At 68.4% G+C, this 14640-nt stretch carries 15 protein-coding genes; 14 read left to right on the forward strand and 1 reads right to left on the reverse strand.

Annotation, left to right across the window (positions count from 1 at the left end; translation table 11 throughout):
• The first annotated feature begins 141 nt into the window (after positions 1-141).
• The 14 genes from EU513_RS07120 to EU513_RS07185 all read left to right on the forward strand — a co-directional run bounded on the left by EU513_RS07120 (position 142) and on the right by EU513_RS07185 (position 13661).
• The gene (locus EU513_RS07120; RefSeq protein ID WP_129625205.1) at positions 142-813 is read left to right on the forward strand and encodes a redox-sensing transcriptional repressor Rex; all 672 of its coding nucleotides are present in this window, start codon (positions 142-144) and stop codon (positions 811-813) included.
• Positions 810-2099, forward strand: a complete 1290-nt coding sequence (locus tag EU513_RS07125) for a glutamyl-tRNA reductase (protein WP_129625206.1) — start codon at positions 810-812, stop codon at positions 2097-2099. Before EU513_RS07120 ends, EU513_RS07125 begins: the two co-directional genes overlap by 4 nt.
• A complete protein-coding gene (hemC, locus tag EU513_RS07130; RefSeq protein WP_129625207.1) occupies positions 2096-3211 on the forward strand; it encodes a hydroxymethylbilane synthase in 1116 nt (371 codons plus the stop codon). The genes EU513_RS07125 and hemC overlap by 4 nt, the downstream gene beginning before the upstream one ends.
• Positions 3212-3214: 3 nt before the next feature.
• Positions 3215-4837: a bifunctional uroporphyrinogen-III C-methyltransferase/uroporphyrinogen-III synthase gene (locus EU513_RS07135; protein WP_129625208.1), complete on the forward strand. Its 1623-nt coding sequence runs from the start codon at positions 3215-3217 to the stop codon at positions 4835-4837.
• A 111-nt stretch (positions 4838-4948) separates the two neighbouring features.
• On the forward strand, positions 4949-5920 hold the full coding sequence (gene hemB, locus EU513_RS07140; protein ID WP_129625209.1) for a porphobilinogen synthase: 972 nt from the start codon (positions 4949-4951) through the stop codon (positions 5918-5920).
• A 57-nt stretch (positions 5921-5977) separates the two neighbouring features.
• Positions 5978-6889: a M15 family metallopeptidase gene (locus EU513_RS07145; RefSeq protein WP_240795959.1), complete on the forward strand. Its 912-nt coding sequence runs from the start codon at positions 5978-5980 to the stop codon at positions 6887-6889.
• Positions 6890-6961: 72 nt separating this feature from the next.
• Positions 6962-7417 (forward strand): MarR family winged helix-turn-helix transcriptional regulator, encoded by a 456-nt coding sequence (locus EU513_RS07150; RefSeq protein ID WP_129625210.1) that lies wholly within the window; start codon positions 6962-6964, stop codon positions 7415-7417.
• A 73-nt stretch (positions 7418-7490) separates the two neighbouring features.
• Complete coding sequence (gene hemL, locus EU513_RS07155) at positions 7491-8807, forward strand: glutamate-1-semialdehyde 2,1-aminomutase (RefSeq protein WP_129625211.1); 1317 nt, start codon at positions 7491-7493, stop codon at positions 8805-8807.
• Positions 8807-9448, forward strand: coding sequence for a histidine phosphatase family protein (locus EU513_RS07160; protein WP_129625212.1), 642 nt, complete (start codon positions 8807-8809; stop codon positions 9446-9448). The genes hemL and EU513_RS07160 overlap by 1 nt, the downstream gene beginning before the upstream one ends.
• Positions 9445-10044, forward strand: a complete 600-nt coding sequence (locus tag EU513_RS07165) for a TlpA disulfide reductase family protein (RefSeq protein WP_129625213.1) — start codon at positions 9445-9447, stop codon at positions 10042-10044. The genes EU513_RS07160 and EU513_RS07165 overlap by 4 nt, the downstream gene beginning before the upstream one ends.
• Positions 10044-10793, forward strand: coding sequence for a cytochrome c biogenesis CcdA family protein (locus EU513_RS07170; RefSeq protein ID WP_129625214.1), 750 nt, complete (start codon positions 10044-10046; stop codon positions 10791-10793). The genes EU513_RS07165 and EU513_RS07170 overlap by 1 nt, the downstream gene beginning before the upstream one ends.
• A complete protein-coding gene (locus EU513_RS07175; protein WP_129625215.1) occupies positions 10793-12415 on the forward strand; it encodes a cytochrome c biogenesis protein ResB in 1623 nt (540 codons plus the stop codon). Before EU513_RS07170 ends, EU513_RS07175 begins: the two co-directional genes overlap by 1 nt.
• Positions 12412-13398: a c-type cytochrome biogenesis protein CcsB gene (gene ccsB, locus EU513_RS07180; RefSeq protein ID WP_129625216.1), complete on the forward strand. Its 987-nt coding sequence runs from the start codon at positions 12412-12414 to the stop codon at positions 13396-13398. The genes EU513_RS07175 and ccsB overlap by 4 nt, the downstream gene beginning before the upstream one ends.
• Positions 13398-13661, forward strand: coding sequence for a DUF4229 domain-containing protein (locus EU513_RS07185; RefSeq protein ID WP_129625217.1), 264 nt, complete (start codon positions 13398-13400; stop codon positions 13659-13661). The genes ccsB and EU513_RS07185 overlap by 1 nt, the downstream gene beginning before the upstream one ends.
• Positions 13662-13752: 91 nt before the next feature.
• Here the strand turns inward: EU513_RS07185 and EU513_RS07190 are convergent, their stop codons facing one another.
• Positions 13753-14640: a 1,4-dihydroxy-2-naphthoate polyprenyltransferase gene (locus tag EU513_RS07190; RefSeq protein WP_129625218.1), complete on the reverse strand. Its 888-nt coding sequence runs from the start codon at positions 14638-14640 to the stop codon at positions 13753-13755.

Consider the following 14640-nt stretch of genomic DNA (forward strand, 5'->3'; position numbering starts at 1 on the left):
ACAGAGGCCTTGTAGCACGTTTCGCGCGTTCATGCGACTTTGTGCCTGCGTTCACGAGGACTTACTCTCGGGGGGTCATGTGCCAGGGATGACGAGCGTTTGGTATACGCCGCCATCTCATCGGGAGGAGATTCGTTCCCTGTGACCAACACGTCCGCGTCGCGCCGGGACATCCCGGATGCGACCGTCGCTCGGCTGCCGGTGTACCTGCGGGTGCTCCGTGCCCTCAGCGGCCGTGGGATCGACGTCGTGTCCTCGGACGAACTGGCTGACGCCGCAGGCGTTCGCTCCGCCGGTCTGCGCAAGGACCTCTCCTACCTCGGCTCCTACGGCGTGCGTGGTGTCGGTTACGACGTCGAGCGCCTGTCGGAGGAGATCACCCGCGAACTGGGCCTACAGAGCGACTTCGCCGTCGCCATCGTCGGCATGGGCAACCTCGGCCGCGCGTTGGCCGACTACCGCGGATTCGCCACTCGCGGCTTCGAGGTGCGCTGGCTCATCGACAACGACCCGGCCTTGACCGGCATGCATGTGGGTGCTCTGGCGATCGTCGACTTCGACGGCTTCCGCCCTGCCGCCGACGAGTCGGTCATCGGGGTGATCGCCACGCCGCCGCACGCTGCGCAGGCCGCCGCCGATGATCTCGTGGCCCGCGGCGTCCGCTCCATCCTGAACTTCGCCTCCGAGCCGCTCGATCTGCCGGAATCGGTCGCCGTGCGCAAGGTCGACCTCGCCACCGAACTGCAGATCCTGGCCTTCCACGATCAGCGCACCCGTCCCGAACCTGCTCCCCTTGTGGAGGTTCCTTCGTGAGTCTCCTGGTCGTTGGGTTGTCGCACCGTTCGGCGCCCGTCGAGTTGCTCGAGCGCGCCGCCCTGTCCGGTGAGCGCGGCGCGCGGCTGGACGCCGTGCTGCGCGGCGGCGACCACGTCGAGGAATGGATGATCGTGTCCACCTGCAACCGGGTGGAGATCTACGGCGAGGTCGGCACCTTCCACGGTGCCGTCACCCAGATCAGCGAATCGCTCTGCGCGGTAACGGGACTCAGCCTCGAAGAGCTCGGCGACAGTCTGTACGCCCACTACGAGGAGCGGGCGATCGCGCACTTGTTCTCCGTGGCCGCCGGGCTCGACTCGCTCGCGATCGGCGAGAGCCAGATCCTCGGTCAGTTGCGCAGTTCCCTGCAGGACGGCCGCGAACACGGGCACCTCGGGAGTGCGCTGGAGAACGTCGCCCAGCAGGCGCTGCGCGTCGGCAAGAAGGTGCACGCCGAGACCGAGATCGACCGGGTCAGCAAGGGCCTGATCGAGCGTGGAGTTGCGCTCGCCGAACACCGGATCGGCCCGATCCAGCGGGCCCGTGCGACGGTCATCGGTTCGGGTGCGATGAGTGCGCTCGCCACCCACACCCTCAGCCGGATGGGCGTGGAGAACATCACGATCGTCAGCCGGACGCTGGAGAACGCGCGCCGCCTGGCTGCGGCCACCGGCGCCACCGCGCGAGAGTGGGACGAGCGTGCCGACGCGATCGCCGAGTCCGACTTCGTCGTGTCCTGCACCGGAGCCGTAGGACATGTCGTCGAGATCGAGCACGTCACCGGCGGCGACCGTCCGAAAGTCTTCCTCGACCTCGCCCTGCCCCGCGACGTCGACCCCGCGGTCGCCGTCCTCGACGCAGTCACCGTGCTCTGGCTCGAGGACCTGCGCGAGGTCACCGAGTCCGAGGGTTCGCGCTCGCAGGTGCACGCCGTCGAGGAGATGGTCACCGCCGAGGTCGCCGAGTTCGTGCTCAATCGGCGCGCCGCATCCGTCGGCCCGACCGTCGCCGCGATCCGCCGGTACGCCGCCGACGTGGTCGCGACCGAACTGGAACGCCTGGACTCCCGCGTCGAACTGGACGACCGCCAACGCGCGCAGGTGCAGCTCAGCGTCCACCGCATCGTGGAGAAGTTGTTGCACACCCCGACCGTGCGGATGAAAGAACTCGCGGGCTCCGAGGACGGCAGTGAGTACACCTCCCTGCTGCGCACGCTCTTCGACATCGACCCCTTCGTCTCGAAGGTGTCGTCCATCCCGCGACAGGTAGGAGGCGACTCATGAGCGCACTTCGGCTCGGCACCCGCCGGTCCCACCTGGCGATGACCCAGTCCGGTCATGTCGCCGACGCGCTGCGTGCGCTCGGTCACGAGGTCGAACTGGTCGAGATCGTCACCGAGGGCGACACCAACCGCGCCCCGCTGACCCAGATCGGTGGCACGGGAGTCTTCGCAGCCGCCCTGCGCGAAGCGCTGCTGCAGGGCGAGGTCGACCTCGCGGTGCACTCGCTCAAGGACCTCCCTGCTGCGGGGCACCCCGGCCTCACGGTCGCCGGTATCCCGCGACGAGAGGACCCGCGTGACGCCTTGGTAGCCCGCGACGGACTGACCCTCGGCGAACTTCCTCCCGGCTCGAGCATCGGCACCGGCTCGCCGCGCCGCGTCGCAGCGTTGAACGCGCTCGGCCTCGGCTTCGAGGTGCGGCCGCTGCGCGGCAATGTCGACTCCCGCTTGGCGCGGGTCAGCGACGGCGAACTGGACGCGATCATCCTGGCCTGCTCCGGGCTTCGCCGGATCGGACGGCAGGACCGCATCACCGAGGCGATCGACCCGCTGCAGATGCTGCCGGCCCCGGGGCAGGGTGCACTCGCCATCGAGGTGCGCGCGGACGACCGGCGGATGATCGACATCGTCGGCGCACTCGACGACGCCGACACCCGCGCCGCCGTGACCGCCGAACGAGCCGTTCTGCTCGGACTCAAGGCAGGGTGCTCGGCACCCGTCGGTGCGCTCGCCGAAGTCGTCGAGGACGTCGACGGCAGCCTGGAGATCTCGCTTCGGGCGTTCGTCGGAGCACCCGACGGCAGCGATGACCTGCGCCGCTCGATCACCGGCCCGTTCGACAAGGCCGAACAACTGGGCCTCGACCTGGCACAGATGCTGCTGGAGGACGGGGCGGACCGGATCATCGCCGACGCCGGTGGTGACGATGCGGTGGCGGGGAGCGTGCGAGCCGGCACCGAGGAGGAGCACCGGCAGAAAGCACAGGCGCAGCATCACGGGGCGTACGAAATCGTCGCCGACGCGTGCGAACCCCCTCCCGGGCGACCAACCAACGCCGGCTCGGCCGGCGGCCCCGAAAGTCCGAACAACAAACACCGACGCCATGGAGCGTGACAAGTGACCACCACCGCCAAGACGCCTGCAGCAGTCGCCTTCGTGGGCTCCGGCCCCGGCGACCCGGGTCTGCTGACCGTGCGAGCCGCCAGCCTGCTGCGCCGCGCCGACGTCGTCGTCCTCGACCGGGTGGCTCGCGAGGACTTCGTCGCGAAGTTCGTCCGCGAGGACACCGAGATCGTCGACGCCGGCCACGGCGAGGCCGGCCAGGCTCTCACCACCGCCTCGCGTGCCAAGCTCGTCGTGAAGACGGCCAAGGCCGCGGCCAAGCTGGGCAAGGACGCTCTTGTCGTCCGCCTCATGGACGGCGACCCCGCCACCTTCAACGGTCTCGCCGAGGAGGCGTCCGCGCTGCACAAGGCTGCGGTGCCGTTCGAGATCGTCCCCGGTGTCAGCGCTGCGTCCGCAGTGCCGACATACGCAGGTATTCCGCTGACGCACAACGGTTCTCGCGCGGTGCACCTGCTCTCGCCGGGCGACTCCAAGGTCGACTACGCCAAGTCGGTCGCAGCTGACACGACCGTCGTGCTGTTCGGCACCGTGGACACCCTGCGCACCAGCTTCGCCCGACTCCTCGAAGCCGGACGGGACGCCGAGACCGCGGTCGCGGTGACCGTCGACGGCACGACCATCCACCAGAAGACGCACACCTTCACCCTCGACACCGTCGACGCCGGCCTGAAGTTGCTCGCCGACGATGCCCAACTGGTCGCCGTCGTCGGTTCACCGGTCGACTACCGCGAGACGTTGTCGTGGTGGGAGAACAAGCCGCTGTTCGGGTGGAACGTCCTGGTGCCGCGCACCAAGGACCAGGCCGGTCCGATGACCGAGCGCCTCGGCGACTTCGGGGCGTCCAGTGACGTCGTTCCGACGATCAGCGTCGAGCCGCCGCGCACCCCGCAGCAGATGGAGCGCGCGATCAAGGGTTTGGTGACCGGCCGCTACGAGTGGATCGGCTTCACCTCCCAGAACGCGGTTCGGGCCGTGCGCGAGAAGTTCGATGAGTTCGGTCTCGACGCCCGGGCGTTCGCCGGTCTGAAGATCGCCGCTGTCGGTGGCGTGACCGCAGAAGCGTTGCGCGAGTGGGGCCTTCAGCCCGACCTGGTCCCGTCCGGCGAGCAGTCGGCCAAGGGCCTGCTGGAGGAATGGCCGGAGTTCGACGAGTTGCTCGACCCGATCAACCGGGTCTTCCTGCCGCGCGCCGACATCGCGACCGACACCCTTGTGGCCGGTCTGCAGGAGATCGGCTGGGAGGTCGACGACGTGACCGCGTACCGCACCGTGCGCGCCGCGCCGCCGGCCCCCGAGGTGCGTGAGGCGATCAAGACCGGCAAGTTCGATGCGGTCTGCTTCACCTCGTCCTCGACCGTGCGCAACCTGGTCGGCATCGCGGGCAAACCGCACGCCACGACCATCGTCGCGTGCATCGGTCCGGCCACCGCCAAGACCGCCGAGGAGCACGGCCTGCGCGTCGACGTCATGTCGCCGGAGCCGTCCGCCGAAGCACTGGTGGACGCGCTGGCCGACTTCGGTCGAAGCCTCGCCCTGTCGGCCGCCGAGGCCGGTGAGGCGGTCCGTCGCCCGAGCGAGCGGCGCACCACCTCGCGCCGCAAGGCCAAGGCCTGATCCGAAACCTTCACCGAGTGGCCGGGCTATGAACCAGTGGCCGAGCTATGGCCCGGCCGCCCGTTCATAGCCCGGCCACTCGGCGTTTGTCCGACAGAGCAAGGAGAAGCCGTGAACCCGATCGTCCGTCCGCGCCGTCTGCGGCAGAGTGCGGCTGTGCGCCGGTGGGTGTCGCAGACGCGTCTGCACCCGGCTGACCTGGTGCTCCCGCTCTTCGTGAAGGAGGGCATCAGCGAGCCGGCGCCGATCTCGTCGATGCCGGGAGTCGTGCAGCACACGCTCGACTCGCTGGTGGAGGCCGCACGCGAGGCGATCGACGCCGGCGTCGGTGGCCTGATGGTGTTCGGCGTTCCGGCCGAGCGTGACGAGATCGGTTCGGGCGCAACGGATCCGGACGGTATTCTCAATGTCGCGCTGCGTCGCTTGCGGGACGAATTCGGTGCGTCGACGGTGCTCATGGCCGACCTGTGCCTGGACGAGTTCACCTCGCACGGACACTGCGGTGTGCTCACCGAGACCGGTGCCGTCGACAACGACGCGACGCTGGAGATCTACGGACGGATGGCGGTTGCGCAGGCACGAGCCGGCGCTCACGTCGTCGGCCCGAGCGGCATGATGGACGGCCAGGTCGAGGTCGTGCGGGCCGCACTCGACGACGCGGGCTTCACCGACGTGATTGTGCTGGCGTACGCCGCCAAGTACGCGTCCGCCGCCTACGGACCCTTCCGCGAGGCCGTCGACTCCGCGCTGCAGGGTGACCGTGCGACCTACCAGCAGGACCCGGGCAATCTCACCGAGTCGTTGCGCGAAGTACGCCTCGACATCGAACAGGGCGCCGATATCGTGATGGTGAAGCCGGCGACTCTCTACCTCGACGTCATCGCCGCGGTGAAGCAGACGTCCGACGTGCCGGTCGCCGCGTACCACGTCAGTGGCGAGATGGCGATGATCGAGGCCGCTGCCGCGAACGGGTGGATCGACCGCGACCGGATGGTGACCGAGCAGTTGACCGCGATCAAGCGTGCGGGTGCGCAGATCATCCTGACGTACTACGCCGCCGAGGTCGCGCGCCGTCTGGGCTGACCCGCGTACCCTCGACCTGGAAGAGTCCGCTCGAACCTTCGATTGGGAGGCCACCCGATGAGACTGCTCTCCATCGCCGCCGGTGCCACCGCGGCAGCAAGCATGCTCACAGTTGCCGGCTCCGCCGTGGCTGCTCCTGGAGCGGCGCCGAAGCTGACCCGCGTCGTCCCTGTGCCCGTCACCGCTGATCGCGTCGCGCTCGGTGTGGAGGTGAAGCACGCCGCCGATGACACGGCGGTGAAGGCGTACGACCGCGGACGGTTGGTCGGCACCGGCGAAGTCGCGAAGGGGAAGGCCGTTGTGCCGATCCAGCACACGCTTCGAGCAGAATCCGCGCCCCGCTCGATCGCCGTCGTGGTCGGCGACCACCGCAGGACCGTCACGATCGCCCTCGACACCGGCGACCTGAAGCGCAGCCCGTGGTTCGTGGTCAACAAGCGACACGGCGCCGCCAGGTACGTACCGAAGAAGCTGAAGGAGTTCGAGGGCGGGCGTCTCGACGTTCGTGCTCTCGATGCCTATCGGCCGATGGCGAAGGCCGCCGGCAAGGACGGATCCGGTTTCTGGGTGGCGAGCAGCTACCGCTCCGCGGAGCGACAGAAGCAGCTGTACGAGGGTTACGTCCGGCGCGACGGCGCCGAGAAGGCCGATACCTACTCGGCCCGTCCTGGCCACAGCGAGCACCAGACCGGCCTGGTGATCGACATCGCGAACGGCGTCTGCAATCTCGAACGCTGTTTCGCCGAGACCGCGGCCGGACGCTGGGCCTCCAAGCACGCGGCCGAGCACGGTTTCGTCGTCCGGTACACCCGTGGCAGCGACAAGGTCACCGGCTACCGGTACGAACCGTGGCACCTGCGCTACGTCGGACGTTGGCTGGCGATCTACCTGCAGGACTCCGGCACCGCCACCCTCGAGGAAGCGTTCGACCTCGACGATGCAGCCGACTACCCCCGACCCGTGGCCTGACCAGCACCGATGTCCAGTTGATCGTTGTAGGGCCGAGACCCCTGAGGGCCGGCCTGCGCGTAAGTTATCTGCATGAGTGGCTCTGGGGTCGAGTGGCTTGACGACGAACAACAGCTCGCGTGGCGGCACTACATCCGCGGTTCACGTGCGTTGGAGACTGTGCTCGACAACGAGGTACAGACCGAGGCAGGCATGTCGCTGTCGGAGTTCGAATTGCTCTCGATGCTGTCGGAGGCACCTGACCGGGCGCTGCGGATGAGCACCCTCGCCGAACTCATCGTCCAATCACGCAGCCGGGTCACGCACACCGCCAACCGTCTGGCACGCCGGGGCTGGGTCGAACGGCGTGCTGCCGCCGACGACGGCCGCGGCGTCGAGCTGGTCCTCACCGAAGCCGGGATGGAGGCCGTCGTGGTCGCCGCCCAGGTGCACGTGATGAGTGTTCGCCGGCATCTAATCGACGTGCTGGAGCGCCTGGAGTTGGTGGAGCTCGGTGCCGCGATGATGAAGGTTCGCGCGTCGCTGTGAACCGACTGTGAACCCGGGCTGACGTCGTGGGGGCGGATTTCGGTTGACCGCTCCCACCTGGGACACTGGCCTCATGTCCACCGCTTCGACATCGGCTTCCGCTGCTCTGCTCGACCGAGCCCGCCGGGTCACGCCCGGCGGTGTGAACTCCCCGGTCCGCGCGTTCCGTGGCGTCGGTGGCACGCCCCGCTTCATCGCCTCGGCGAAGGGTCCGTGGCTGACCGATGTCGACGGCAACGAGTACGTCGATCTCATCTGCTCCTGGGGCCCGATGATCCTCGGCCACGCCCACCGCGACGTAGAGCGTGCGGTGAGCGAGGCTGCGGCGAAGGGGTTCTCCTTCGGCACGCCGAGCGAGAACGAGGTCGCGCTCGCCGAGGAGATCGTCCGCCGGGTCGAGCCCGTCGAGCAGGTGCGCCTGGTCAGCAGCGGCACCGAGGCGACGATGAGCGCGCTGCGGCTGGCGCGCGGATTCACCGGCCGGACGAAGGTCGTGAAGTTCGCCGGTTGCTACCACGGACACGTCGACGCTCTGCTCGCCCAGGCCGGTTCCGGTGTCGCGACGTTCGCGCTGCCCGACTCCGCGGGTGTCCCCGAATCGAATGCGCACGACACGATCGTGTTGCCCTACAACGACATTCCTGCGCTCCAGGCTGCGTTCGTCGAGCACGGTGACGAGATCGCCTGCGTCATCACCGAGGCGAGCCCGGGAAACATGGGCGTCGTCCCGCCGGCCGAGGGCTTCACCGCCGCGCTGCGTCGCGTCACCCGCGACCACGGCGCGCTGCTGATCAGCGACGAGGTCATGACCGGCTTCCGTTGCTCGCAGGCGGGCTGGTTCGGCCTGGAAGGTCCGCAGGGCGAGGGCGTGCCCGACCTGTTCACGTTCGGCAAGGTGATGGGCGGTGGCTTCCCGGCCGCCGCGTTCGGTGGTCGCGCCGACATCATGAGCCGCCTGGCTCCCGACGGCCCCGTCTACCAGGCCGGCACCTTGTCGGGTAACCCGGTTGCCACGGCGGCCGGACTGGCTACTTTGCGGGGCTGCACCCCCGACGTCTACGGACGTCTGGAGGTGGCCGCCCGTGCGATCGCCGCAGCCGCGAGCGAGGAACTCGACAAGGCCGGAGTGCCGCACGTCGTGCAGTGGGCCGGGTCGATGTTCAGCGTCTTCTTCCGCGACCGCCCGGTGCGCAACTATGACGACGCCAAGGCCCAGGACACCGAGGCGTTCGGACGGTTCTTCCACGGGATGCTCGACCAGGGCGTCCATTTGCCGCCGAGCGCGTACGAAGCCTGGTTCGTCAGCGCGTCCCACGACGACGCCGCAGTGTCCAAGGTGATCGAGGCGTTGCCGGGCGCGGTCCGCGCCGTCACGGAAGGAAGCCGCTGATGGCTGCTCGTACCGTCGTCCACCTGGTCCGTCACGGCGAGGTCGAGAACCCCGAGGCGCTGCTGTACGGACGGATGCCCGACTTCCATCTCTCGCAGCTCGGTCGCGAGATGGCCGTACGGGTGGGGGAGTACCTCCAGTCGCACGACGTGACCCACCTGGTGAGCTCTCCACTGGAGCGCGCCCAGGAGACGATGGAGCCGCTGGCCGAGACGCTGCGCCAGGAGGTCACCCTCGACGATCGCGTCGTCGAGGCGGCCAACGACTTCGAGGGCATGACCGTCGGTTCGAACCCCAAACAGCTGCTCAACCCGCGCCTGTGGCCCAAACTGGTCAACCCCATCCAGCCGTCCTGGGGCGAGCACTACGAGCAGATCGCGACCCGGATGCGCGCTGCGATCCACGACGCCCGGGTGGCCGCCTCCGGTCACGAAGCCGTGATCGTCAGCCACCAGTTGCCGGTCTGGACGGCGCGGTTGTCCTTCGAGGGACGCCGCCTGTGGCACGACCCGCGTAAGCGCGAGTGTGCGCTCGCGTCCGTCACCAGCCTCACGTTCGCCGGTGACGAACTGTTGAGCATCCAGTACTCCGAGCCGGCCGGTGAGTTGCTGGCGCGCGCGTCCAAGGTGCCCGGAGCATGACCCCAGTGTTTCGTCGTCTGACCGCAGGTGCTGTTGCCGTTCTGTTGGCCGGGTCGTTGGCTGCATGTTCGGACGACCCCAATTCGATCGGCGCGCAGGCCAACAAGGGCGATTCCAAGGGGTACGTCGCCGGTGACGGCACCATCGAACAGATCGGTTCGGGTGAGCGGGGCAAGCCGGTGAGCCTGTCCGGCAAGCTGCTCGACGGCACGCAGTGGAGCAGTGACCAAGCGACCGGCAAGGTCGTCGTCCTCAACGTGTGGGGAGCCTGGTGCCCGCCGTGCCAGGAAGAACTTCCGCACCTGCAGAAGGCGTGGACCGGTTGGCAGGACTCCGGCAAGCCGGTGGTGATGCTCGGTATCAACCAGCGTGACTCCGTGCAGCGGGCGCAGGCCATGCTCGACAAGTTCGCGATCAGCTACCCCTCGCTCGCCGAGGACGGCGGCCGGGCGCTGTTGTCGCTGCAGGGCAAGGTGCGCGCCTACCCGACCACGCTCGTCCTGGACAAGCAGCACCGCATCGCCGCGCGGGTCTCCGGCGAGGTCACCGAGAGCACGCTCAACGGTCTGGTCGACGACGTCCTGAAGTCGTCATAGTGCTCGCTGACGTCGGCTCGACGGTCGTCTCCGGCAGTCTGCCGGCGGCGATCGCGTTGGCCCTGCTCGCGGGCGTCGTCTCATTCGCCTCGCCGTGCGTGTTACCGCTCGTGCCCGGCTTCCTCGCCTACGTCACCGGCCTCACCGACGAACAACGAAGGACCCGCCTGGTCACCGGCGCGTTGTTGTTCGTGCTCGGTTTCGGCGCCGTACTCGTGTCGGTTGCGGTGGCGCTCGGATTCGCCCTGGAGGCAACGCAATTGCACCGTGCCGCGATCACCCGGGTCGCCGGCGTCGTGGTCATCCTGCTGGCGCTCGTCTACCTCGGTTTCATCGGGCAACGCGGCTTGCCGGTGCACTGGCGGCCGACCGCGGGGCTGGCCGGAGCACCCCTGCTCGGCGTCGCGTTCGGGCTAGGGATGACCCCGTGCATCGGCCCGGTCTACGGGGCGATCCTGACCGTCAACGCGCCGCTGGCAGGCGACGGCGGCATCGTCGGACGCGGCGTCGTGCTCGCGATCTGTTACGCGATCGGGCTCGGGATCCCGTTCGTACTCATGGCCGCCGGGTGGGCGCGGGCCGAGCGTGCCTCGCGCTGGTTGCGTGATCACCACCGTCCGATCCAGTGGGTCGGTGGCGGGCTGATGCTGTTGGTCGGAGTCCTGATGGTCCTCGGAGTTTGGGAGCAGTTCATTGTCTGGATGCAGACGAACCTTGTCGGCGTCGACGGATTCCGGACGGTGATCTGATGGGTACGAGCACGCGGACCGCACAACCCAAACTCGGTCTCGTCGGCACCCTGCGCTGGTTGTGGCGCCAGCTGACCTCGATGCGCACGGCGCTGTTCCTGCTGTTGATGCTGTCGGTGGCGGCGGTGCCGGGCTCGATCTTCCCGCAGCGCTCGATCAACGCCCAGCGGGTGACCGAGTACCTCGACCAGCACAAGACCACCGGGCCCTGGCTCGACCGGTTCGGCTTCTTCGACGTCTTCTCCAGCCCCTGGTTCGCGGCCATCTACATCCTGCTGGTGATCTCGCTGCTCGGCTGTGTCATCCCGCGGATGCGCATCCACTACAACTCGCTGCGCTCACCCATTCCGCAGGTGCCCGCGCGTCTGGGACGCCTGCAGGCGAGCGCCGACGAAAGGGTTGCGGGTGACCCTGCGAAGATCATCGCCACCGCGCGAGAAGTGTTGGGGCGCAAGCACTATCGCCTGAGGGAAGACTCCGGCGACGACGCCCGCACCCAGGACACCCACGAACTCGCGGCAGAGGGCGGCCGGATGCGCGAGACCGGCAACCTGCTGTTCCACCTGTCGCTGGTGATCGTCATCGTGGCGGTCGCGATGGGTTCGCTGCTCGGTTGGCGCGGCGATGTCATCGTGCCGGAGAAGAGCGAGTTCTCCTCGACCATGACCCGTTACGACACGATCGACCCGGGCCCGTGGGTCGACCTGGAGAAGCTGACCCCGTGGTCGCTGACTATGGACAAACTCGATGTCGCGTTCGAGGAGAACGTGCCGCAGGACTCCCCGCAGTTCGGGCAGCCGCGCAGCTTCATCGCGTCCGTCACCACCCAGGACGGCGAAGGCGGGTCGCCGCAGAAGTCGCAGATCTCGGTCAACCATCCGCTCAGCATCGGCGGTTCGGACGTCTTCCTGCTCGGCAACGGGTACGCACCGAAGGTCGTCGTGCGAGACGCCCGAGGCAACGTCCTGTACGAGGACGCCACGCCGTTCCTGCCGCAGGACAACAACTACCGCTCGGTGGGCGCCATCAAGGTGACCGGTTCCGCGCCCAAGCAGCTGGGTTTCTTCGGGCTCTTCCTCCCGTCGGTCGACTTCGACGACAAGCAGGGCCCGTACTCCACCTTCCCCGACCTGCGAAAGCCCGCGCTCGTCCTTGGTCTCTACGAGGGCAATCTCTTCCCGGGCGGACGCCCGCAGTCGGTCTTCTCGCTCGACACCCGCGAGATGACCCAGGTGAAGGCGCAGAACGGTGAGCCGCTGCGGATGATGATCCGCCCCGGTGAGACCATCCAGCTGCCCGGCGGCCGCGGTTCGATCACCCTGGAATCGGTGCCGCGCTGGGCCGGACTGTCGGTGCGCTCCGATCCCGGCAAGCTGCCGGCGCTGATCGGCGCCACCTTGGGCCTCATCGGCCTGGTCATGTCGATGGTGCTTCGCCGTCGCCGCATCTTCGTGCGGGTCACCCCGGACGGCGAGGGCACCAACCGCGTCCAGGTCGGTGCCCTGGCCAAGGGTGACGACCCACGCCTGCAGCTCGCGGTCGACGAGCTGATGCAGACGCTTCGAAGTGGCTCCACGGACGCCACGTACCCTGAACAGGTGAAGAAAGCAGGTGCACGATGATCACGTCCTTCGTAGCGAGCGAGGTGAACGAGTCCCTCGCTGAGATCGGCGTCGACCTGCTGTGGTCGTCCGCGCTGGTGCTGACCCTCGCGATGCTCGCCTTCACCCTCGACCTCGCCGGGCACCCCGGACGCGTCGCCCGGGCGCAGGCCCGTCGCACGGCGCGCACCCACGAGCAGATCGAGGAGGCCGGCGACACCGCCGTCCTGACCGAGGTCGACACGCCTGGCGCGCCTGAGAAGCGCCAGTGGGGCGGCATCGGCATCTCGCTGGCCTGGCTCGGCACGTTGCTGCTCATCGGCTCCGTCGCCGCACGTGCGTTCTCGGTGCACCGTCCGCCGCTGGGCAACATGTACGAGTTCGCGATCGTCGGCTCGGCATTCGTGATGCTCTGCTACCTGCTGTGGGCGCTGCGCCACGACGTCCGTTGGCTCGGCGCGTTCGTCACCGGCACCGTCGTGCTGTTCGAGATGCTCGCCGCGATGGTGTTCTTCACCGAGGCCAGCCAGTTGATGCCGTCGCTGCGCAGCTACTGGCTCTCGATCCACGTCTCCGTGGCGACCCTGTCCGTCGCGCTGTTCACCGTCGCGTTCGTGCTGCACGCGCTGTGGTTCATGCAGTCCTGGCGTGAACGTCAGCCGGGCAAACTGGCCTTCATGGACGCCGTCCCCGGCAAGGACACGCTCGACCGCCTGGCGTACGGCGTCCTGATCATCGCCTTCCCGCTGTGGACGTTCACCCTCATCGCCGGTGCGATCTGGGCGCAGGAGGCCTGGGGCCGCTACTGGGCCTGGGACCCCAAGGAGGTCTGGACGCTGGTCATCTGGGTGCTCTACGCCGCCTACCTGCACGCCCGCATGACCGCCGGTTGGAGCGGCCGCAAGTCGATCTACGTCGCGCTCGCCGGGTTCGCCTGCGTGCTGATCAACTACGGCATCGTCAACGTGTTCTTCGTCGGTCAGCACTCGTACTCGGGTATGTGATGGCGCGCTACACCGTCCTGCGCCTGCTGATCTTCTTCGGCGTCCTCTGCGCGCTCTGGCTCGCCCAGTTGCGCGGCTGGCCGCTGCTTCTGCTGTCGGCGGTGGTCTCCGCGATCATCTCGGTGTTCGTGTTGGCCGGCCCGCGCGAGCAGGTCGCCCAGAAACTCGAGGAGAAGGTCACCGAGCGCCGCGAGCGCACCGACGACCACCGTACGGCCGAGGACGAAGAGGACGAGGAATCGCAGGAGTACACCGACCGCTGAGTGTCTCGGACGCGAATGTGGCGCGAATGTGGCGCGAATGTCATGAAGGGTGAGGCGTCAGCGCCTCACCCTTCATGACATTCGGAGTGCGTCAGCCGAGGCGAAATGCGAGGTAGAGACCGAGACCGAGCGCGAGGCCGTAGGTGAGGCTGGTCAGTCCGGCACCGGCGAGCGCGGGGACGAGGTCGCGCCCCTTCTTGCCCGACAGCACCGTGCGGACCGGCAGGATCGCCGGCAGCAGACCCACGAACCCGAGCGCCGCGTACGGGTGGCCGATCGCGATGAGCACCACGACGACGGCGGCGACGGCGTACATCGCCACGAACAGCGTCCGGGTGGCCTTGTCACCGATGCGGACGGCGAGCGTGCGCTTGCCCGAGACGGTGTCGCCGGGTATGTCGCGCAGGTTGTTGACCAGCAGGATCGCGACGGCGAGCGCACCTACTCCGATCGCCCCGGCGATGGAGGCGAGGTTGAGTTCTTTGGCCTGCGTGTAGGTCGTGCCGAGCGTCGCGACGAGCCCGAAGAAGATGAAGACGAACAGTTCGCCCAGACCCATGTAGCCGTAGGGCTTGTCTCCGCCGGTGTACTTCCACGCCGCCCAGATCGACGCGACACCCCCGAGCAACAGCCACCAGGTGCTCGACAGGGTGATCAGCGCGAACCCGCAGAACGCTGCCCAGAAGAAGGCGATGAACGCGGCCAGCTTCACGTTGGACGGGGTGGCGAGCCGTTGCCCGACCAGGCGGACGGGGCCGACGCGGTCCTCATCGGTGCCGCGGATGCCGTCGGAGTAGTCGTTGGCGTAGTTGACCCCGATCTGCAGCAAGGCCGCGACCAGCAGCGCGAGCAGCGCGTACCCGAGGTTCGCGCCGCGTGGCAGCAGGTAGGACGCACCGGTGCCGACGGCGACGGGCGCGACGGCGGCGGGCAGGGTGCGCGGGCGGGCGCCGGCGATCCACTGGTTCAGGGTTGCCAT

Source organism: Yimella sp. RIT 621, assembly GCF_004146205.1.
GTDB classification, from domain to species: Bacteria; Actinomycetota; Actinomycetes; order Actinomycetales; family Dermatophilaceae; genus Yimella; species Yimella lutea.